The sequence below is a fragment of the Pseudomonas sp. zfem001 genome (genome assembly GCF_032621725.1).
Lineage (GTDB): Bacteria > Pseudomonadota > Gammaproteobacteria > Pseudomonadales > Pseudomonadaceae > Aquipseudomonas > Aquipseudomonas sediminis.
On sequence record NZ_JAVYJI010000008.1, the window covers coordinates 25,367 to 46,893 of the forward strand.

Below are 21,527 nucleotides of genomic sequence, written 5' to 3' on the forward strand. Positions count from 1 at the left end.
TTGCAGAGCAGTCCCTTGCGGATTTCGCTCACACCCCGGACAAGGCATAGACAACCGGGAGTAGCGCGCCCCGATTTGATCTGGTAAGTTCGCCGGCTTGCAGTCGCAGGGCCGGACAAACGCCTGGCAATGGAATAACCTGCGCGATGGATTTGAAAGAGTGAGAGGCGTCATCCATGCCCACAAAAGAAAAAGCCAAAAGCACCAGCCAGCTGATTCGTGGTTTCGAGCCTTATCCAGAGAAGAAGGGCGAGGAATACATGAGCGAGCCGATGCGCGCTCACTTCACCGGCATCCTCAACAAGTGGAAGCTGGAGCTGATGCAGGAAGTCGACCGTACCGTGCACCACATGCAGGACGAAGCGGCCAACTTCCCGGATCCGGCCGACCGCGCCAGCCAGGAAGAAGAATTCAGCCTGGAACTGCGTGCCCGTGACCGCGAGCGCAAGCTGATCAAGAAGATCGACGAAACCCTGCAGCTGATCGAAGACAACGATTACGGCTGGTGCGACTCCTGCGGTGTAGAGATCGGCATTCGCCGCCTCGAAGCCCGCCCGACCGCCACGCTGTGCATCGACTGCAAGACGCTGGCGGAAATCAAGGAAAAGCAGGTCGGTTCCTGATCTGACAACGGGGCGCTTAGGCGCCCCGCTCTGTTTCTGGCCCTAGCTCCATGAACACTGCCTATATCGGGCGCTTCGCCCCCACGCCCAGCGGCTATCTGCACTTCGGCTCGCTGGTCGCCGCTCTCGCCTCCTACCTTGATGCCCGTGCCGTTGGCGGTCGCTGGCTGCTGCGCATGGAGGACCTCGACCCGCCACGGGAAGTGCCTGGCGCCCAGGATGCGATTCTGCGCACGCTGGAAACCTACGGTTTCGAGTGGGACGGCGAGTTGGTACGCCAGAGCGAGCGCCACGCCGAGTACACAGCGGTGATCGCCCGGCTATTCAGCCAGGGCCTGGCCTACGCTTGCATCTGCTCGCGCAAGCAGCTCGAAGGCCACGCCGGCATTTACCCGGGGTTCTGCCGTAATGCCTGCCACCCTGACCACGACGCGGCCATCCGCCTGCGCGTGCCAGGGCTGGACTATCACTTCATCGACCGGGTGCAGGGCGAATTTCGCCAGCAGTTGGGCCGTGAAGTCGGCGACTTTGTGATTCGCCGGCGTGACGGCTTGTTCGCCTATCAGCTCGCCGTGGTGCTGGACGATGCCTGGCAAGGTGTTACCGACGTGGTGCGCGGCGCCGACCTGCTCGACTCCACCCCGCGCCAACTCTATCTGCAGGAACTGCTGGGGCTGTCGCAACCGCGTTACCTGCACGTGCCGCTGATCATTCAGCCGGACGGGCACAAGCTGGGCAAGAGCTACCGCTCGCCACCGCTACCCGCCGATCAGGCCGGGCCTCTGCTGCTACGCGCCCTGCGCGCGCTGGGGCAACAACCACCCGCCGAATTGCAAGGCGCGGCATCTGCCGAGCTGCTGACCTGGGGCATCGCCAACTGGGACGCCACACGCATTCCGCGCAGCCGCACCCTGGCCGAAACGCAATTAAGGTAGGGTGCGCGCGGCGCACCCTACGGCAAGCCTCAAGTTTGTGGCTTGAAGCGCGCAGCTTCCTTTACCATCGCGGCATCTTTCGACGAGATGTCACATGTATATCTACCGACTGGTTCTGATCCTGGTAGTGGGGATCTACCTGTTCTCACCGGCCATCATGGACTGGTGGATCGACCCCAATGGCGCCTGGTATCGGCCTTATCTGCTGTGGCTGATCCTGATCGTCGTTACCTTCATCCTTCAGAGCCAACGCGATGCTGACGAGCTTTAGCCTGAGCGAACTGATCCTGATCAGCGCCGGCTATCTGCTGGTGCTGTTCGGTGTCGCCTGGGTCAGTGAACACGGTCTGATCCCCCGCTGGATCATCCGCCATCCACTGACCTACACCCTGTCATTGGGCGTCTACGCCAGCGCCTGGGCCTTCTATGGCACGGTGGGTCTGGCCTACCAGTACGGTTACGGCTTCCTGGCCAGCTACCTCGGCGTATCCGGAGCCTTCCTCCTGGCGCCGGTGCTGCTCTACCCGATCCTGCGCATCACCCGCACCTACCAGTTGTCATCACTGGCCGACCTTTTCGCCTTCCGCTTTCGCAGCACCTGGGCCGGCGCGCTGACCACCTTGTTCATGCTGATTGGCGTACTGCCGCTGTTGGCCCTGCAGATCCAGGCGGTGGCCGATTCCATCGGCATCCTCAGCCGCGAGCCACTGCAGGAAAAGGTCGCGCTGAGCTACTGCGGCCTGATCATCCTGTTCACCATTTTGTTCGGCGCACGCCATATCGCCACCCGCGAGAAACACGAGGGCCTGGTATTCGCCATCGCCTTCGAGTCGCTGGTCAAGTTGGTCGCGCTGGGCGTCATTGGCTGGTACGCGCTGTATCAGGTATTCGGCGGCCCACGTGAGCTGGAGCTGTGGCTGGTGCAGAACCAGGCCGCGCTGTCGACCCTGCACACACCGCTGCAGGAAGGCCCGTGGCGCACCCTGCTGCTGGTGTTCTTCGCTTCGGCCATCGTCATGCCGCACATGTACCACATGACCTTCACCGAGAACCTCAACCCGCGCGCCATGGTCAGCGCCAGTTGGGGCCTGCCGCTGTTCCTGTTGCTGATGAGCCTGGCGGTGCCGCTGATTCTCTGGGCCGGCCTGAAACTTGGTGCCACCACCAACCCTGAATACTTCACCTTGGGCCTGGGGATCGCGGTCAACAGTGAAACCCTGGCGTTACTGGCTTATGTCGGTGGGCTGTCGGCCTCCAGCGGCCTGATCATCGTCTCGACCCTGGCGCTGTCCGGCATGGCGCTGAATCACCTGGTGCTGCCGCTGTACCAGCCCCCAGCCGAAGGCAACATCTACCGCTGGCTGAAGTGGACGCGCCGCGCCCTGATCGCCTTCATCATCATGGCCGGCTACGGCTTCTACCTGCTGCTCGGCGCGCAGCAAGATCTGGCCAACCTGGGCATCGTCGCCTTCGTCGCCACCCTGCAGTTCCTGCCCGGCGTGCTCTCGGTGCTGTATTGGCAGACGGCCAATCGCCGCGGCTTCCTCGCCGGCCTGCTGGCCGGCATCAGCGTCTGGGCGCTGACCATGCTGTTGCCGCTGCTGGGCAATCTGGAAGGTTTCTACCTGCCGCTGTTCAACGTCATCTATGTGCTCGACGATGCCAGCTGGCACCTCGCGGCCATCGCTTCGCTCGCCGCCAACGTTCTGGTGTTCACCCTGGTATCACTGTTCACCGACGCCAGCCCCGAGGAGAAGAGCGCCGCCGAAGCCTGCGCAGTCGATAACGTGCGCCGCCCGCAACGGCGTGAGCTGGTCGCCGACTCGCCACAGGACTTCGCCGCGCAACTGGCCAAGCCGCTTGGCGCCAAGACCGCACAGCGCGAGGTGGAACAGGCTCTGCGCGACCTGCATCTGCCCTTCGACGAAAGCCGCCCCTATGCCCTGCGCCGCCTGCGCGACCGCATCGAGGCCAACCTCTCCGGCCTGATGGGGCCGAGCGTGGCGCAGGACATCGTGGAAACCTTCCTGCCCTACAAGTCCGGCACCGAGGGCTACGTCACCGAGGACATTCACTTCATCGAAAGCCGCCTGGAGGACTACCAGTCGCGCCTCACCGGCCTGGCCGCCGAGCTCGATGCGCTGCGCCGCTATCACCGCCAGACCCTGCAGGAGTTGCCGATGGGGGTGTGCTCGCTAGCCAAGGACCAGGAGATCCTGATGTGGAATCGGGCCATGGAAGAGCTCACCGACATCCCCGCGCAACGCATCGTCGGCTCGCGGCTGAGCACCCTGAGCGAACCCTGGCAGAGCCTGCTGCAGGACTTCATCGAACGCCCCGACCAGCACCTGCATAAACAGCACCTGGCGCTCGATGGCCAGATCCGCTGGCTCAACCTGCACAAGGCGGCCATCAACGAGCCACTGGCACCCGGTAACAGCGGCCTGGTGCTACTGGTCGAGGACCAGACCGAAACCCAGATGCTCGAAGACAAACTGGTGCACTCCGAGCGCCTGGCCAGCATCGGCCGCCTCGCTGCGGGCGTCGCCCACGAGATCGGCAACCCGATCACCGGTATCGCCTGCCTGGCGCAGAACCTGCGCGAGGAGCGTGAGACCGACGCCGAGCTGACCGAAATCAGCGGGCAGATTCTCGAACAGACCAAGCGCGTGTCACGCATCGTCCAGTCGCTGATGAGTTTCGCCCACTCCGGCAGTCACCAGCGCAGCGACGAGCCGGTGTGTCTGGCCGATGTGGCGCAGGACGCCATCGGCCTGCTGTCGCTGAACAAGCGCAACTTCGATATCCAGTTCTACAACCTCTGCGATCCGCAGCACTGGGCTTGCGGCGATCCGCAGCGCCTGGCCCAGGTGCTGATCAACCTGCTGTCCAACGCCCGTGATGCCTCGCCACCCGGCGGTGCCATCCGCGTGCGCAGCGAAGCCAGCGAGCACACCGTGGACCTGATCGTCGAGGACGAGGGCAGCGGCATTCCCAAGGCGATCATCGACCGCCTGTTTGAGCCTTTCTTCACCACCAAGGACCCCGGCGAAGGGACGGGCCTGGGCCTCGCGCTGGTCTATTCGATCGTGGAAGAGCATTATGGACAGATAACAATCGACAGCCCGGCTGACCCCGAGCGCCAATTGGGCACTCGAATTCGGGTCACCCTACCGAGGCATGTCGAGGCGACGTCCGTAGCGATGTAAACAGCGAGAGAGGCTGCCCATGGCACCTCCGTGACCGTCGAGAGACCGAATTGATGCCACATATTCTTATCGTCGAAGACGAAACCATTATCCGCTCTGCCTTGCGCCGCCTGCTCGAACGCAATCAGTACCAGGTCAGCGAAGCTGGCTCGGTACAGGAAGCCCAGGAGCGCTACGGCATTCCCACCTTCGACCTGATCGTCAGCGACCTGCGCCTGCCCGGCGCACCGGGCACCGAACTGATCAAGCTGGCCGAAGGCACGCCGGTGCTGATCATGACCAGCTATGCCAGCCTGCGCTCGGCGGTGGACTCGATGAAGATGGGCGCGGTCGATTACATCGCCAAGCCCTTCGACCACGACGAGATGCTGCAAGCGGTCGCTCGCATCCTGCGCGACCGCCAGGAAGCCAAGAGCGCACCCGCGCCAGCCACCGGTAGCAGCGCACGCAGTGGCAATGCCGAGAAGGTGGTGGATAACGCCAATGGCGAGATCGGCATCATCGGCTCCTGCGCCGCCATGCAGGAGCTCTACAGCAAGATTCGCAAGGTCGCCCCCACCGACTCCAATGTGCTGGTGCAGGGCGAGTCAGGTACCGGCAAGGAGCTAGTCGCACGCGCCCTGCACAACCTGTCCAAGCGCGCCAAGGCACCGCTGATTTCGGTGAACTGCGCCGCCATTCCGGAAACCCTGATCGAGTCCGAGCTGTTCGGCCACGAAAAAGGCGCCTTCACCGGCGCCAGCGCCGGGCGCGCGGGCCTGGTGGAAGCGGCCGACGGTGGCACGCTGTTCCTCGACGAGATTGGCGAACTGCCGCTGGAAGCCCAGGCGCGCCTGCTGCGCGTACTGCAGGAAGGCGAAATTCGCCGGGTCGGCTCGGTGCAATCGCAGAAAGTGGACGTGCGCCTGATTGCCGCCACTCACCGCGACCTGAAGACCCTGGCCAAGACCGGCCAATTCCGTGAGGACCTCTATTACCGCCTGCACGTCATCGCACTCAAGCTGCCGGCGCTGCGCGAGCGCGGTAGCGACGTGATCGAGATCGCCCAGGCCTTCCTGGTGCGCCAGTACACCCGCATGGGCCGCGAGCCGTTGCGTTTCGCCCATGATGCCGAGCAAGCGATCCGCCACTACCCATGGCCGGGTAACGTGCGCGAACTGGAAAACGCCATCGAGCGCGCAGTGATTCTCTGCGAGGGTGCGGAAATTTCCGCCGACCTGCTGGGCATCGATATCGAGCTGGACGATCTGGATGACGAGGACTTCGGCCTGCCGGCAGTGGCCGGGCAGAGCAGTGGTAACAGCCACGAGCCGACGGAGGACCTGTCACTGGAGGATTACTTCCAGCACTTCGTCCTCGAGCACCAGGATCACATGACCGAGACCGAGCTGGCGCGCAAGCTGGGCATCAGTCGCAAATGCCTGTGGGAACGCCGCCAGCGCCTGGGCATTCCGCGACGCAAATCCGGTGTGACCAGCGGCCCTTGACGGCACGGCGACGGTGACAACCTGCCCGCACATGGGTTCCACAGGTTGTTACCGTTTCAATATCTCGTAACAAAGGCCGGGTCTATCGGTAACGAAAACCCGGCCTTTTTATCCCCCACCGAACACCCACAAATGCCGCAAGCCCTTGATTTACAAGGAATCACAAAAACTGGCACGGCATCTGCTTTATCTCTGGCACAACAACAATAACAAGCAATGCCCTACACAATAAGAACAAGACGTAACGACTCCAGAACAACAAAAACAACAAGGTACGGAGGCGCAGCTAACTGATTCTTTTGGAGAGGAGTTGCCGCGAGGGGTTCGCCCCAGCGACCAGGCTGAGAACAATAAAACTGCTTCAAGGCAGCGCCAGAACTGGTTGATTAAGGCAGCATCAGCGTCCAAAGAAATCCGTTTGCTATTGGCTCCCCTCTCTGGGGAGCACCCGGTAAGCCACGGCAAGCCGGGAAGGGCCAAACAACAAAAACAACAGGCCCTCAATAACAATAAAAACAGAGCACGCACCAACTTGGGGGGGAGCTTCGGCTCCCCCAGTAGCTTCCGGTCCTCAGATCCCCGCCTGCCGCCCTTCTACACACCTTCTCCCTACACGATGCTAGAATCCGCAGCAATCATGCGGTCATCGTTTCGCATGCAGTTGAAAAACCTTGCCAAAGCAAACTGCGTTTAACGCCGTGATGCCCACGCAATTCGATTTTCAAGCGCATGCGCAGCAGGCCGACCACTACTCCAAACAGTGCATCCCATGCTGAAAAAGCTGTTCAAATCTTTCCACTCACCTCTGCGCCGTGCCCCACGCCCACGCAGCACTCCCGAAGTGCTGAGCAGCAGCCAACATCCGCTCAAGCGCAACGAGATCAGCCGTCACGCCATCAGCGTGGTCGAGCGCCTGCAGAAGGCCGGCTACCAGGCCTATCTGGTCGGTGGTTGCGTTCGCGACCTGTTGCTGGATATCGACCCCAAGGATTTCGACGTCGCCACCAGCGCCACGCCTGAGCAGGTGCGTGCCGAATTCCGTAACGCCCGGGTGATCGGTCGCCGCTTCAAGCTGGTTCACGTGCATTTCGGCCGCGAGATCATCGAGGTTGCCACCTTCCGCGCCAACCACCCTCAAGGCGAGGAAGAGGAAAACAGCAACCAGGCGGCACGCAACGAAAGCGGCCGCATCCTGCGCGACAACGTCTACGGCACCCTGGAAGACGATGCGCAGCGCCGCGACTTCACCATCAACGCGCTGTACTACGATCCAACCCAGGAGCACATCCTCGACTACGCCCGCGGCATGCACGATGTGCGCAACCATCAGGTACGCCTGATCGGCGACCCTGAGCAGCGTTACCTGGAAGACCCGGTGCGCATGCTGCGTGCGGTGCGTTTCGCCGCCAAGCTGGATTTCGATATCGAGAAGCACAGCGCCGCGCCGATTCGCCGTCTGGCGCCGATGCTGCGCGACATTCCCTCGGCACGCCTGTTCGACGAAGTGCTCAAGCTGTTCCTCGCCGGTTACGCCGAATACACCTTTGACCTGCTGCTCGAGCACGACCTGTTCGCTCAACTTTTCCCGGCCAGCGGCGCAGCGCTCAAGCAGAACCCGCAGTACACCGAGAAGCTGATTCGCCAGGCGCTGATCAACACCGACGACCGCATCCACGATGGCAAGTCGGTTACGCCGGCCTTCCTCTTCGCCGCACTGTTGTGGCCTGCCCTGCCCGCCCGTGTACTGCAGTTGCAAAGCAAAGGCATGCCGCCGATTCCGGCCATGCAGGAAGCCGCCCACGAACTCATCGCCGAGCAGTGCCAGCGCATTGCCGTACCCAAGCGTTTCACCATCCCGATTCGCGAAATCTGGGATATGCAGGAGCGCCTGCCGCGACGCAGCGGCAAGCGTGCCGATCTGCTGCTAGAGAACCCTCGCTTCCGCGCCGGCTATGACTTCCTCCTGCTGCGCGAACTGGCTGGGGAAGACACCGGTGGCCTGGGCCAATGGTGGACGGACTATCAGGACGCCAACGACAGTGAGCGCCGGCAGATGATTCGCGACCTCGCTGGCAAAGGCGAAAGCACCGGCACCGCGCCACGCAAACGTCGCCGCAGCAACAACAATCGGCGTAAGCGCAGCGACGAAAGCGGCGGCGAATGATGGAGCGGGTTTACATCGGCCTTGGCAGCAACCTGGCCGAGCCGCTGCAACAGCTGCGCGCGGCCTTGCATGCTATCGCCCAGTTGCCGCACAGCCGCTTGCAGGCGCATTCGTCGTTCTACATCAGCGACCCCCTGGGCCCGGCGGATCAGCCGCGTTACGTCAACGCCGTGGCAGCGCTGGAGACCGCACTGGAGCCCTGGCAGTTGCTCGACGCGCTGCAACGCATCGAGCAGGAGCAAGGTCGTGTGCGCAAGGCCGAACGCTGGGGACCGCGCACACTGGACCTGGATATCCTGCTGTTCGGTGAGCGCCTGATCGACGACGAGCGCCTGACCGTGCCGCACTACCACATGCATGCGCGGCCCTTCGTGCTCTACCCGCTGGCCGAGCTGGCCGCAGAGCTGCAGTTGCCGGACGGCCGCAACCTCAATGCATTGCTCGAAGCCTGCCCCTTCACCGGCCTGGAGCGCCTGCCGGAGTGACACCCGAGCAACCGCCAGCCACCTTCACGTTGTTCTGCGCCTGCTACCCGCCGCAAGCCCGCGCCAGCTCTAGCTCGGCCGTTCGCCACGGGCATTGGCGGTAACGCCAGTAACAGAGCGGTAACACCTGCAATTGACTTCACGCCCCCCCATCAGGACTATAGGCGTCCCGTCGCCCAGCGCCGGGCGCACCTTTGATGCCAATCCAGGCCGGATTGCAGCCAGATAGAAGCGGTATACCGAGCCTGAGCGAGGACCTTTGAAATGCCTGACGTTACCCTGACCACCCTGCAGAGCCTCAAGCAGAACGGTGAAAAGATCGCCATGCTGACCTGCTATGACGCCACCTACGCCCATGCGGCCTGCCAGGCGGGTGTCGACGTATTGCTGGTCGGCGACTCCCTGGGCATGGTCCTGCAGGGCCACGACAGCACCCTGCCGGTCAGCGTCGAGGAGATGGCCTACCACACCGCCTGCGTCAAACGCGGCAACCAGGGCGCACTGATCGTCACCGACCTGCCGTTCATGGCCTATGCCACCACCGAGCAAGCCCTGCACAACAGCGCCAAGCTGATGCAGGCCGGCGCGCACATGGTCAAACTGGAAGGCGCCGGCTGGCTGGCCGAGCCGATCCGCCTGCTGGCCGAGCGCGGCGTACCGGTATGCGCGCATCTGGGCCTGACCCCACAAGCGGTGAACATTCTCGGCGGCTACAAGGTTCAAGGCCGCCAGGAAGCGCAGGCGCGGCAGATGCGTGCCGACGCCATGGCACTGGAGCAGGCCGGGGCGGCCATGCTGCTGCTCGAATGCGTACCGAGCGAGCTGGCCGCGGAAATCACCCAGGCGGTGAAGGTTCCGGTGATCGGCATCGGCGCTGGCAGCGCCACCGACGGTCAGGTGCTGGTCAAGCACGACATGCTCGGGCTGTCGCTGTCCGGTCGTGCACCGAAGTTCGTACGTAACTTCATGGAAGGCCAAAGCAGCATTCAGGGTGCCTTCAGCGCTTACGTACAGGCCGTCAAAGACGGCAGCTTCCCGGCTGCCGAGCATGGTTTTTCCGCATGACCACGGTGAAGACCCTGCGCGAGCTGCGCGCAGCCATCGCTCAGGCACGGGCCGAGGGCAAGCAAATCGGTTTCGTGCCGACCATGGGCAATCTGCACGCGGGCCACGTTTCGCTGGTACAGATCGCCGCCCAACGTGCCGACTTCGTGGTTGCCAGCATCTTCGTCAACCCACTGCAGTTCGGCGCCGGTGAAGATCTGGACACCTATCCGCGCACCCTCGCCGCCGACCAGGAGAAACTGCTGGCGGCCGGCTGCCACCTGCTGTTTCACCCCGATGTCGCGGAAATCTACCCGCACGGCATGGGTGACCAGGCCCGCGTCATCGTTCCCGGTGTTTCCGAAGGCCTCTGCGGCGCCAGTCGTCCGGGGCATTTCGAGGGCGTCGCGACGGTGGTGACCAAGCTGTTCAACATGGTCCAGCCTGATCTGGCCGTGTTCGGCGAGAAGGACTATCAGCAACTGGCAGTGATCCGCGCACTGGTGCAGGACCTGAACATGCCGATCCAGATTATCGGAGCGCCAACTCAACGCGCCGAGGATGGCCTTGCCCTGTCCTCACGCAACGGCTACCTCAGCGAGGAGCAACGCGCCGCCGCTCCAGCACTGTATCGAGGCCTGCAAGCGATCGCCGAAGAACTGCAGCGTGGCGCTCGCGATTACGCACGGCTTATCGACAGTACCCAGGCGCAGCAACGTGCTGCCGGCTTCATCCCCGATTACCTGGAGATCCGTAACGCGGTGAACCTGCGCCCGGCCCAGCTCGACGATCATCACCTGGTGGTGCTGACCGCTGCACAGCTGGGTAGCACCCGCCTGATCGACAATCTGGTGGTTGAACTGCCACGCCAGTAGCTGCCTGCAAAGGCAGCCGGTTACACTCTCAAAGGCCCGGATCGATCCGGGCCTTTTGCTTTTGTGGACCAGGAGCTCCGATGGCCTATTACCAGCAGCCTCAAGACGTCACCACCCTGCCCGCCTGGCAGGCCCTGCAGCAGCATCGCGCCAAGATGGCCGGTTTCAGCATGCGCGAAGCCTTCGCTGCAGACGCACGGCGCTACCAGCGCTTTTCCCTCGACAGCTGCGGGCTGCTGCTGGATTACTCGAAGAACCTGATCGATGAGCACGGCCTCGATCTGCTGATTCAACTGGCCGAGCAGGCCGGTCTGCAGGAGTCCATCGCCAGCCTGTACCACGGCGAACAGGTCAACGCTTCGGAAGGCCGTGCCGCGCTGCATACCGCCCTGCGCAGCCCGATTGGCCGCCGCCTGCTGGTCGACGGCCATGACATCATTCCCGAGGTTCACCGCGTCCTGAACCAGGTCACCGAGCTGGTCAGTCGCATTCACAGTGGCCTGTGGCGCGGCTACAGCGAAAAACCGATCAAGGAAGTGGTCAACATCGGCATTGGCGGCTCCTTCCTCGGCCCGCAACTGGTTTCCGAGGCCCTGCGCCCATTCACCCAGCGTGGCGTGCGCTGCCACTACCTGGCCAATATCGACGGCAGCGAATTCCGCGAACTGACCGCCCGCCTCAACCCGGAAACTACCCTGTTCATCGTTTCCAGCAAGTCCTTCGGCACCCTGGAAACCCTGAAGAATACCCTGGCCGCGCGCGACTGGTACCTGGCCATGGGCGGCCCGGAAGAAGAGCTGCACCGTCACTTCATCGCCGTAACCAGCAACCGCAAGGCTGCCATCGAGTTCGGCATCGGCGAAGAGAACATCTTCCCCATGTGGGACTGGGTCGGCGGCCGCTACTCGTTGTGGTCGGCCATTGGCCTGCCCATCGCCCTGGCCATCGGCGTGTCCAACTTCAAGGAACTGCTGGCCGGTGCCTACGCCATGGACCAGCACTTCACCCAGGCGCCATTGGCCGAGAACATGCCGGTGCTGATGGCCCTGCTGGGCATCTGGTACACCAATTTCTGGGACGCGCAGAGCCACGCCATCCTGCCCTACGACCATTACCTGCGTAACTTCACCAAACACCTGCAGCAGTTGGACATGGAGTCCAACGGCAAGAGCGTGCGCCAGGATGGCAGCGCGCTGGACATCGCCACGGGGCCGATCATCTGGGGTGGTGTCGGCTGCAACGGCCAGCATGCTTACCACCAGTTGCTGCACCAGGGCCGCCTGCTGGTACCGGCGGACTTCATCGTCCCCGTCAACAGCTACAACCCGCTGTCAGACCATCACCAGTGGTTGTTCGCCAACTGCCTGTCGCAGGCCCAGGCGCTGATGCAGGGCAAGACGCGTGAGGAGGCCGAGGCCGAACTGCGCGCCAAAGGCATGGCCGAGGCCGACGTGCAGCGCCTGGCGCCGCACAAAGTGATCCCCGGTAATCGCCCGAGCAACATCCTGGTGATGAATCGCATCGCACCATTCGAGCTGGGCGCGCTGGTTGCCCTGTACGAGCACAAGGTCTTCGTGCAGAGCGCCATCTGGGGCATCAATGCCTTCGACCAGTGGGGCGTGGAGCTGGGCAAGGAGATGGGCAAGGAGGTGTATCAGCGCCTGACTGGCCAGCTCGATGGCAGTGCATCGGATGCATCGACCCAGGGCCTGATCGCTCATTTCCGCGAACATCATCGCGGCTGATGCACGCGTCTGACGCTGCCCGGGGCCAAGCGCCGGGCAGTGTTCACGGCGCGCAGCCGCTCTTGCGTCGAATATCACCCCTTGAACCAAGCGCCTGCTTGGGTGCACCCTTGTGATTGTTGCGGACAAACAATTACAAGGAGCCCGCCATGTTCGAGATCACCCGCCACCCCGTGGCCGACGCGGTACGTCAGCGCGCGCACCTGGATAACGATGCCTATCTGCGCCTGTATCAACAGTCCGTCGAGCAACCCGAGACCTTCTGGGGCGAGCAGGCCAAGACCTTTCTAGACTGGTTCAAACCCTGGGACAAGGTGCATACCAGCGACCTGAAACAGGGCCACGCCGAATGGTTCAAGGGCGGCCAACTCAACGTTGCCTACAACTGCATCGACCGCCACCTGGAAAAGCGCGGCGAACAGATCGCTATCATCTGGGAAGGCGACAACCCCGCCGAATCGGCACACATCACCTACAACAAGTTGCACCACAACGTCAGCCGACTGGCCAACGTGCTCAAGGGCCGTGGCGTGAAGAAAGGCGACCGGGTGTGCATCTACATGCCAATGATTCCCGAAGCGGCCTACGCCATGCTCGCCTGTGCGCGTATCGGCGCCGTGCATTCGGTGGTATTCGGCGGTTTCTCCCCCGATGCCCTGCGCGACCGCATCCTCGATGCCGACTGCCGTGCGGTGATCACCGCCGACGAAGGCGTGCGCGGCGGCAAGTACATCCCCTTGAAGGCCAACGTCGACAAGGCCCTGCAAAGCTGCCCGGACGTCTCCACCGTGGTGGTAGTCGAACGCACTCAGGGCGATATCGCCTGGGTGGAAGGTCGTGATCTCTGGTACCACCAGGCTCTGAAGGAAGTCGATGCCGACTGCCCGGCCGAGCCAATGGACGCCGAGGATCCGCTGTTCATCCTCTACACCTCGGGCTCCACCGGTAAGCCCAAGGGCGTGCTGCACACCACCGGCGGCTACCTGCTCGGCGCGGCGATGACCCACAAGTACGTGTTCGACTACCACGAGGGCGACATCTACTGGTGCACCGCCGATGTCGGCTGGGTTACCGGGCACAGCTACATCGTCTACGGCCCACTGGCCAACGCTGCCACCACCCTGATGTTCGAAGGCGTGCCCAACTACCCGGACGCTTCGCGCTTCTGGCAGGTGATCGACAAGCACCAGGTCAACACCTTCTATACCGCGCCCACGGCCCTGCGTGCACTGATGCGCGAGGGTCAAACCCCGGTCAAGAGCACGTCGCGTAGCAGCCTGCGCCTGCTCGGCACGGTGGGCGAGCCGATCAACCCGGAAGCCTGGGAGTGGTACTTTCATGTGGTGGGTGATAGCCGCTGCCCCATCGTCGACACTTGGTGGCAGACCGAAACAGGCTCCATCCTGATCACTCCGCTGCCTGGTGCTACCGACCTCAAGCCCGGCTCGGCCACCCGTCCGTTCTTCGGCGTACAACCGGTGCTGCTCGACGAACAGGGCAAGGAGATCGATGGCCCCGGCAGCGGCGTACTGGCCATCAAGGCGAGTTGGCCGAGCCAGATCCGCAGCGTCTACGGCGACCATCAACGCATGATCGATACCTACTTCAAGCCTTACCCCGGCTACTACTTCACCGGTGACGGCGCACGCCGCGACGAGGACGGCTACTACTGGATCACCGGCCGCGTGGATGACGTGATCAACGTATCCGGCCACCGCATCGGTACCGCCGAAGTGGAGAGCGCGTTGGTGCTGCACGATGCCGTGGCCGAAGCCGCCGTGGTCGGCTACCCGCACGATGTGAAGGGCCAGGGCATCTATGCCTACGTCACCCTGATGAATGGCCAGGAGCCTTCCGACGAGCTGAAGAAGGATCTGCTGACCCTGGTCGGCAAGGAGATCGGCAGCTTCGCCAAGCCGGAACTGGTCCAGTGGGCACCGGGCCTGCCCAAGACCCGCTCGGGCAAGATCATGCGCCGCATCCTGCGCAAGATCGCCTGCAACGAGCTGGAGAACATGGGCGACACCTCGACCCTGGCCGACCCCAGCGTGGTCGACAGCCTGATCGATCAGCGCCTGAACCGCTGACCCTCGTGCCCGGCCCAAAAGGGCCGGGCTCATCTTGTCTTGCGCCAGCCAAGCGCCGAAACTGCGCGCCATGGAAACCCTACGCAGACAAATCGAAAAACAGGTGCACAGCCTCACCGGCGCCTCGCTGGGCGTGCTCGACCTCGATCAGCCGCACGGTGATGCCGGCCTGTTCGGCCCCGAGTCGATGGTCTGGAAAGTCCACGCTGACTTCACCGCGATGATGGTCGGCGGCATCTCCGCCCTGCTCCTGCAGATGCTCCACCCTTTGGCGCTGGCCGGCGTATGGGACCACTCTACCTTTCGTCAGGACATGCTCGGCCGCCTTCGCCGCACCAGCCTGTTCATCGCCGGCACCACCTATGGTGGCCTGCACGATGCCGAGCAATTGATCGACAAGGTGCGCCGCATCCACCTTCAAGTGGTCGGCAGCGCGCCGGACGGTCGCCCCTATGCCGCCAGCGACCCCGAGCTGCTGACCTGGGTGCATGTCTCCGAGGTCAGCCAGTTTCTCGCCGGCTACCTGCGCTACGTCGACCCGCAACTGCCGGTGGCCGAACAGGATCGTTACTACCGCGAAGTGGCATTGATCGCCGAACGCCTCGGCGCGCAGGACGTGCCTAAGTCGCACCAGGCCATCAGCGACTACCTCCAGCGCATGCGCCCGCAATTGCTGTGTGACGCGCGAACACGCGAAGTGGTGCGACTGCTGTCTGCCGCACCGATGCCCAATATTCTCGCCAAACCCTTCGGCAATCTGATGATGCAGGCCGGTGTAGACCTGCTGCCGGACTGGGCCAGCGACCTGCTCGGCGAGCACCAGGCCCCCTGGCGCCGTCCGCTGATTCGCAGCAGCGTGCAACGCACCGCCACGCTGCTGCGCTGGGCGATTCGTAACAGCGCAGCACAGCGCGCCCACCGTCGTTTAGCGCCGCGCCTGTAGGCCACCGTCCCACGTCCATCCCCTGCGGCTTTTCTTGATAAACTTGCGCCTCCCTTTCTCCGAGACGCCGCGCATGCCTTCTCTTGACCAGGCGCTGCGCGCCGCCCTTGCCACTCGCGAAAACCTCCTCGCAGACCTGCACGCCCAAGGCACCGACTGCTACAGACTGTTCCACGGGAGCCAGGAAGGCGCGCCGGGCCTGACCGTGGACCGCTACGGCCCGCAGTTGCTGGTACAGAGTTTTCATCAACCGCTTGAGGCCGGCGAGCTACACAGCATCGTCGGCAACGTCGAAACCCATCTGGGTCAGCCGCTGCTCCTGGTCTACAACGACCGCTCCAAGGGCAATTCGCGGATCGATCGCGACCCAACCCTGTTCCAGGCCGACGAGGCAGCGCTGGAGGATATGGTCGGCCACGAATGGGGACTGAATTACCGCGTACGCGGCCGGCATGCCGGACAGGACCCGCTGCTGTTTCTCGACCTGCGCAACGCCCGCGGCTGGATCAAGGCCAACAGCGCCGACAAGTCCGTGCTCAACCTGTTCGCCTACACCTGCGGCGTCGGTCTGTGCGCCGCGGCGGGTGGCGCACGCGAGGTGATCAACCTCGACTTCGCCCAGGGTAACCTTGCTGTGGGCCGCGAAAACGGTGCGCTCAACCCCGAGTTGCCCGCCATGCAGTTCATCCAGTCCGATTACTTCCCGGCGATTCGTCAGTTGGCCGATCTACCGATCAGCAGCCGACGCGGGCAAAAACTGCCGAGTTACCCGCGCCTGCAACCGCGTCAGTTCGATCTTGTGTTCCTCGACCCGCCAGCCTGGGCCAAGAGTGCCTTCGGTACGGTCGATTTGCTGCGCGATTACCAGAGCCTGCTCAAGCCAGCCCTGCTGGCCACTGCCGAAGGCGGCACCCTGGTGTGCTGCAACAACCTGGCAAAAGTGGAGATGAGCGACTGGCGCGCCCAAGTGCTGCGCTGCGCCGAGAAACTCGGCCGCTCAGTGCAGGATTGCCAGGTCATCGTCCCTGCATCCGACTTCCCTTCGCATGATGCCAAACCGCCGCTGAAAACCCTGATCCTGCAGCTTTGAAGCACGGCCGGCACGCAATCTGAGTGCAGCGATAACGACCGGAACCGAACCGCCGTGCCATACTCCAAGTCGTCTCCTCGTCTGGATAGATGACGCCAAGCCATGCCCAAAGGACTGAAGCGCGCGCTGAGCGCACTGTTGATCACCGTTTTCCTCTACAGCCTGATCGGCTTCCTGATTCTGCCGGGCATCGCCCTGCGTGTCGCCAATCAGCAGTTGGCGCAGTACGCCACGCTGCCCGCCTCGCTGCAGCGCGTGCAGCTCAACCCCTTCACGCTCGAGCTGAGCCTCTGGGGCCTGCGTATCGGCGAGAGTGGCCAGGAGCAAGTGAGCTTCCAGCGCCTCTACGCCAACTTGCAAAGTGACAGCCTGTGGAGCGGTGCCTTGCACCTGAGTGACGTCGAGCTTGACGGTGCGCGCACTGAAATACTCTTCGCCAAAGACGGTACGCTTAATCTCACCCAGTTGTTCCACCTGCCGGAAAGTCAGGCGGAACCCAAGACAGAAAGCAGCGAGCCCTTCCCGCTGCGCATCGACAGCATCCGTCTGCGCGAAAAGTCTCTGCGCTTCCAGGACCTGCGCCCGAGCGAGGCTGTGGAATTCGCCTATGACGCGCTCGATCTGGAATTGCACAACCTCAGCACCCTGGCCGGTGACAACGCCGAAATGACCATGACCGCCAGTGGCCCGCACGGCGCGCAGATCGACTGGCGCGGCCAGGTCAGCCTGACGCCCATCACCTCCAGCGGCAGTCTGAGCATCAGCGATGGCCGCCTGAGCACCTTCTGGCCTTACGTGCGGGATGCCTTGCCGTTGGTGCTGAAAGAAGGCCAGGTCGACCTCAGCAGCGACTATCGCCTCGACCTCTCCAGCGGCACCGAGCTACAACTGAGCAAGGTCAAGGTGCAGTTGGCCCCCTTCGCCATCGACGATCCGCAAGGCAAACCGCTGGTACGCCTGCAGCGGCTGGATATCGACAACACCAGTCTCGACCTGGCCAAGCAGCAGGTGGTGATCGGCCAGGTGCGTAGCCAGGGCCTCGAAGCCTGGGCGGCGCGCGAAGCCGACGGCCAGCTGGATTGGCAGAAACTGTTCGCCAAACCCGAAAGCGCCAGTAGCGAGACTGTCGAGCCAACGTCGCAAGCCGGCGATAGCAAGCCCTGGCAAGTGCTGCTGCAAGATGTGCAGCTACGCGACTACAAGGCTCACCTGGCCGACCGCGTGCCGCAGCAGGAAGTGGCGGTGGAGGTCGGCCCACTGAACCTGGACCTGAAGAACTTCGACAGCCTGGGCGACAAGCCTTTCGAACTCAGGCTCGATAGCGGCCTCGGCAAACAGGGCAAGCTGCAGGCAGCCGGCAACGTACAACTGAGCCCGACCAGCGCTCAACTCAAGGTCGCCACGCAGGACATCGACCTGCGCCTGGCGCAGGCCTACCTGAGCCCATTCATTCACCTGGAACTGCGCAGTGGCCTGCTCGGCAGCGACCTCGACGTGCAACTCAAGAGCACCGAACCGCTGGCACTCAGCGTCACCGGCAGCGCCAGGGTCGATCAACTGCACACCCTCGATACCCTGCGCGAACGCGATTTCGTGCGCTGGAAGCAGGTTCGGGTTAATGGTCTCGACTACCGCCACGGTGAAAGCCTGGCCATCGAGCGCGTCGAGTTGGATCAGCCCTATGCACGTTTCGTGATAAACGAGGACCTGACCACCAACGTCAGCGAACTGATCGTGCCGCAGCCGGCGACGCCGAACGAGAGCAAGGCCGATGCGGGCAAACCACTGGCGATCCGCATCGGCGGCGTAGCCATCAATGACGGCTCGGCCAACTTCGCCGACTTCAGTCTGACCCCCAGCTTCGCCACCGCCGTTCAGCAAATGAACGGGCGCATCGGCGTACTCGATAACCAGAAGCCGCAAGCCGCCAGTGTCGATATCCAGGGCAAGGTCGACCGTTACGCGCCAATGAGCATCAAGGGCAAGCTGACGCCGTTCGATCCGCTCAACAGCCTGGATATCGCTACCAGCTTCAAGAACGTCGAACTGACCACCATCACCCCCTATTCCGGCAAGTTCGCCGGCTATCGCATCCGCAAGGGTCGCCTCAACCTCGACCTGCACTACCGCATCGAGAAAGGCCAGCTCAATGCCGAGAACAAGGTGCTGGTGGAGAACCTGCAACTGGGCGAGCGTGTCGACAGCCCGGATGCTGTCGACCTGCCGATTCGCCTGGCAGTGGCCCTGCTCAAGGACACTCAGGGGCGCATCGCCATCGAGCTGCCGGTACAGGGAGACCTGAACAATCCGCAGTTCAGCGTCATGCCCATCGTCTGGCAGACCTTGCGCAATCTGGTGTTGCGCGCGGCACAGGCACCATTCAAGTTCATCGCCGGGCTGGTCGGCGGCAGCAACGTCGACCTCAGTACCGTGCCATTCGCCGCGGGCTCTGCAGAGCTGGAGGGCGACGCACGCCAGGCCTTGGACACCCTGGCAAAAGCGCTCGAGGAACGCCCGAATCTGCGTCTGGAGGTGGAAGGTCAGGCCGCGCAGAGTGCCGACGGCCCGCTGCTGGCCGAACAGCGTCTGCAACGCGAGTTTCGCGAAGGCTGGTACAAGGTGCTGCAACGCCGTGGTGACAAAGTACCGGCCAGCCCCGATGAACTGACGGTCGCGGAAGATGAACAAGCCGCCCTGCTCGAAGGTATTTATCGCACCCGACTCAAGCAGCAGCCGCCAGCCGAGTGGGCCGAGCTGGACAAAGAACAACGCCAGCAGAACATGCGCAAGGCAGTATTGGACTCCTGGGCGCAAAGCAAGTTGTTGCTGCGTCAACTGGCTCAGCAACGCGCTGCAACGATCAAGGATTATCTGGTTGAACAAGGTGGGTTGTACGATGAACGTGTCTACCTGATCGATGCCAACCTGGGTGAGCCCGAAGCCGACGGCCGCGTGCTCACCACCCTGCACCTGGACAGCCAATGATCATGCGCAGCTTATCCATCATCACGTTCACCGCCTTGGTCACCGGCCTGAGCAGTACCAACGCGCAGGCCGACACGCTACGTTGCGGCAGCGCCTTGGTCAGCCTGGGCGACCGCCCGTTCGAGGTCGAGCGCAAATGTGGCGCGCCAGTGCACCGTGACCCGGTCGGCTACACCCTGGGCTCCTATGACCGTCGTGAGTACATGATCGAGGAATGGGTATACGGCCCGAGCAACGGCATGCTCAGCATCCTGCGTTTCGAGGGTAACCGTCTGACCGTCATTGAACGCCGGCGCGAACGCTGAGCAGGAGGTTTTCATGCGCAAATTCAGCTGTCTGCTCACCCTGCTCTGCCTGCCCCTGATGGCCGAGGCGTCCTCCACCTATCGCTGCGGTAGCGCCCTGGTCAGCAAGACAGCGCCCACTGCAGAGGTGCTGAACAAATGTGGCGAGCCTTCCAGCCGCGACTTTGTCGGTTACAAGGAGGTGGTCGACAGCTATGGTTTCCGTAGCGAGGTGAGTGTCGAGGAGTGGATCTACGGCCCGAAAAGCGGCATGTACCACTTTCTCCGTTTCGAGGGCGGCCGCCTGATCGAGGTCCGCAGCAAGCGCGGTAGCTGATCTAACCCTGCATGCCGGGTGCACCTGCCTGACGCATTTCTAGTGCTCAGCACAAAAATCGAGGCCCCGCCGGTCACACCGGCGGGGCCTTCGCGCATCCATGCTTTCGCTATCCGTGCAGATCAGGCGTCCTGCCTGTAGCTATCCATACTGGTAAGGCACCATGCCTGCGATCATCCATGCTGTTTGTGGCATCCTGCCTGCAGCCATCCGTGCTGCTGAGACATCCGTTTCCATAGCTTTCCGTGCTTAATCGGCATCCTTACCAGATAATCCCTACTTAGAGCTTGTCGCTGAAATCGCGCAGCTCTTGCTGGGCCTTTTCCTTGGTCCAGCCGTAACGTTCTTGCAGCTTGCCAGCCAGGTACTCGCTGTGGCCCTCGGCGACGTCCAGGTCGTCATCGGTCAGGTTGCCCCAACGCTCCTTCATACGACCGCTAAGCTGCTTCCATTTGCCTTTGATGATGTCGCTATTCATGGTCATTCTCCCAGTGACAGAAGGTGGGGCCGGGCGCTAGCCCGGCCGGCCCGGCTATCAGTCAGCGGTTTTCAGGGCATCGGCGGACACGTCACGCACACCCTCGATTTCCTTGGTCTTGGCGATAGCCAGATCACGCTCGGCGTCGGTAGCGACCACGCCGGACAGSSCCCCCCCCCGGCCCGGCTATCAGTCAGCGGTTTTCAGGGCATCGGCGGACACGTCACGCACACCCTCGATTTCCTTGGTCTTGGCGATAGCCAGATCACGCTCGGCGTCGGTAGCGACCACGCCGGACAGGGAAACTACGCCCTGGTTGGTCTCGACCTTGATGTCCAGCGCGCTGAGGTTCGAGTCAGCAACGAAGGTGGATTTCACTTTGCTGGTGATCCAGGTGTCGGATACCGCCTGCTCGGCTTTATCCACAGTGTCACTGGCTGCCAGCATGGTCGGCTCAGCGGCGAAGGCTGCGGAGGCCAGAGACATGCTCAGCACGGCAGCGGTCAGGGTAGTAGCGGCAAAACGGTTGATTGGCTGTTTCATGATTCGACTCCTGTACATTCCAGACAATCTGCAAACCAACTCCTGGTTGCAGGTTCACTAGTACTATTGCAGGGCCTGTGCCAGGTTTTAAAATAATAAAAAATCCTTTAAAAACAATAACTTAAATAAAACCGCCATTACGCTTTTGATTGCATTTCGCCGAGTCGCATAAAAGACCTCGGGCAATTTGCATGAACATGGCACCAAGCCACC

18 protein-coding genes are annotated in these 21,527 nt (G+C 62.7%); 16 read left to right on the forward strand and 2 right to left on the reverse strand.

Features of this window, described 5'->3' with window-relative positions; genetic code table 11:
- Positions 1–176: 176 nt before the first annotated feature.
- From dksA to RTH74_RS22280, 16 genes are all read left to right on the forward strand, one after another.
- A complete protein-coding gene (gene dksA, locus RTH74_RS22205; protein ID WP_099526079.1) occupies positions 177–623 on the forward strand; it encodes an RNA polymerase-binding protein DksA in 447 nt (148 codons plus the stop codon).
- Positions 624–673: 50 nt separating this feature from the next.
- On the forward strand, positions 674–1,558 hold the full coding sequence (gluQRS, locus tag RTH74_RS22210; protein WP_316916090.1) for a tRNA glutamyl-Q(34) synthetase GluQRS: 885 nt from the start codon (positions 674–676) through the stop codon (positions 1,556–1,558).
- A gap of 94 nt (positions 1,559–1,652) precedes the next feature.
- Positions 1,653–1,829, forward strand: a complete 177-nt coding sequence (locus RTH74_RS22215) for a hypothetical protein (RefSeq protein WP_003244646.1) — start codon at positions 1,653–1,655, stop codon at positions 1,827–1,829.
- Positions 1,813–4,767, forward strand: a complete 2,955-nt coding sequence (locus RTH74_RS22220) for a sensor histidine kinase (RefSeq protein ID WP_106735405.1) — start codon at positions 1,813–1,815, stop codon at positions 4,765–4,767. Before RTH74_RS22215 ends, RTH74_RS22220 begins: the two co-directional genes overlap by 17 nt.
- A 53-nt stretch (positions 4,768–4,820) precedes the next feature.
- A complete protein-coding gene (locus RTH74_RS22225) occupies positions 4,821–6,254 on the forward strand; it encodes a sigma-54 dependent transcriptional regulator (protein WP_316916091.1) in 1,434 nt (477 codons plus the stop codon).
- A 769-nt stretch (positions 6,255–7,023) separates the two neighbouring features.
- Positions 7,024–8,418, forward strand: a complete 1,395-nt coding sequence (locus tag RTH74_RS22230; protein WP_316916092.1) for a polynucleotide adenylyltransferase PcnB — start codon at positions 7,024–7,026, stop codon at positions 8,416–8,418.
- Positions 8,415–8,903, forward strand: a complete 489-nt coding sequence (gene folK / locus RTH74_RS22235) for a 2-amino-4-hydroxy-6-hydroxymethyldihydropteridine diphosphokinase (protein ID WP_316916093.1) — start codon at positions 8,415–8,417, stop codon at positions 8,901–8,903. The genes RTH74_RS22230 and folK overlap by 4 nt, the downstream gene beginning before the upstream one ends.
- A 264-nt stretch (positions 8,904–9,167) precedes the next feature.
- Entirely contained in the window at positions 9,168–9,968 is an 801-nt protein-coding gene (panB, locus tag RTH74_RS22240; protein ID WP_143506239.1) for a 3-methyl-2-oxobutanoate hydroxymethyltransferase, read from the forward strand.
- Entirely contained in the window at positions 9,965–10,822 is an 858-nt protein-coding gene (gene panC / locus RTH74_RS22245; protein ID WP_099526086.1) for a pantoate--beta-alanine ligase, read from the forward strand. Before panB ends, panC begins: the two co-directional genes overlap by 4 nt.
- An 80-nt stretch (positions 10,823–10,902) precedes the next feature.
- Complete coding sequence (pgi, locus tag RTH74_RS22250; RefSeq protein ID WP_099526087.1) at positions 10,903–12,567, forward strand: glucose-6-phosphate isomerase; 1,665 nt, start codon at positions 10,903–10,905, stop codon at positions 12,565–12,567.
- A gap of 149 nt (positions 12,568–12,716) precedes the next feature.
- Positions 12,717–14,654, forward strand: coding sequence for an acetate--CoA ligase (gene acs, locus RTH74_RS22255; RefSeq protein ID WP_316916094.1), 1,938 nt, complete (start codon positions 12,717–12,719; stop codon positions 14,652–14,654).
- A 70-nt stretch (positions 14,655–14,724) separates the two neighbouring features.
- Positions 14,725–15,597 carry an oxygenase MpaB family protein gene (locus tag RTH74_RS22260; RefSeq protein ID WP_316916095.1) on the forward strand — a complete coding sequence of 291 codons (873 nt, stop codon included), beginning with the start codon at positions 14,725–14,727 and terminating at the stop codon, positions 15,595–15,597.
- 73 nt (positions 15,598–15,670) lie between these two features.
- Entirely contained in the window at positions 15,671–16,687 is a 1,017-nt protein-coding gene (locus RTH74_RS22265) for a class I SAM-dependent methyltransferase (RefSeq protein WP_316916096.1), read from the forward strand.
- Between the two features lie 102 nt (positions 16,688–16,789).
- On the forward strand, positions 16,790–19,672 hold the full coding sequence (locus RTH74_RS22270; RefSeq protein ID WP_316916097.1) for a DUF748 domain-containing protein: 2,883 nt from the start codon (positions 16,790–16,792) through the stop codon (positions 19,670–19,672).
- Positions 19,669–19,977: a DUF2845 domain-containing protein gene (locus RTH74_RS22275; RefSeq protein WP_179544096.1), complete on the forward strand. Its 309-nt coding sequence runs from the start codon at positions 19,669–19,671 to the stop codon at positions 19,975–19,977. The genes RTH74_RS22270 and RTH74_RS22275 overlap by 4 nt, the downstream gene beginning before the upstream one ends.
- A gap of 13 nt (positions 19,978–19,990) precedes the next feature.
- Positions 19,991–20,293 carry a DUF2845 domain-containing protein gene (locus RTH74_RS22280; protein ID WP_316916098.1) on the forward strand — a complete coding sequence of 101 codons (303 nt, stop codon included), beginning with the start codon at positions 19,991–19,993 and terminating at the stop codon, positions 20,291–20,293.
- Between the two features lie 280 nt (positions 20,294–20,573).
- Here the strand turns inward: RTH74_RS22280 and RTH74_RS22285 are convergent, their stop codons facing one another.
- Together RTH74_RS22285 and RTH74_RS22295 are read right to left on the reverse strand one after the other, a co-directional pair.
- Positions 20,574–20,771 carry a CsbD family protein gene (locus tag RTH74_RS22285; RefSeq protein ID WP_017675326.1) on the reverse strand — a complete coding sequence of 66 codons (198 nt, stop codon included), beginning with the start codon at positions 20,769–20,771 and terminating at the stop codon, positions 20,574–20,576.
- 189 nt (positions 20,772–20,960) lie between these two features.
- Entirely contained in the window at positions 20,961–21,314 is a 354-nt protein-coding gene (locus RTH74_RS22295) for a BON domain-containing protein (protein ID WP_099526094.1), read from the reverse strand.
- Between the last annotated feature and the right edge of the window lie 213 nt (positions 21,315–21,527).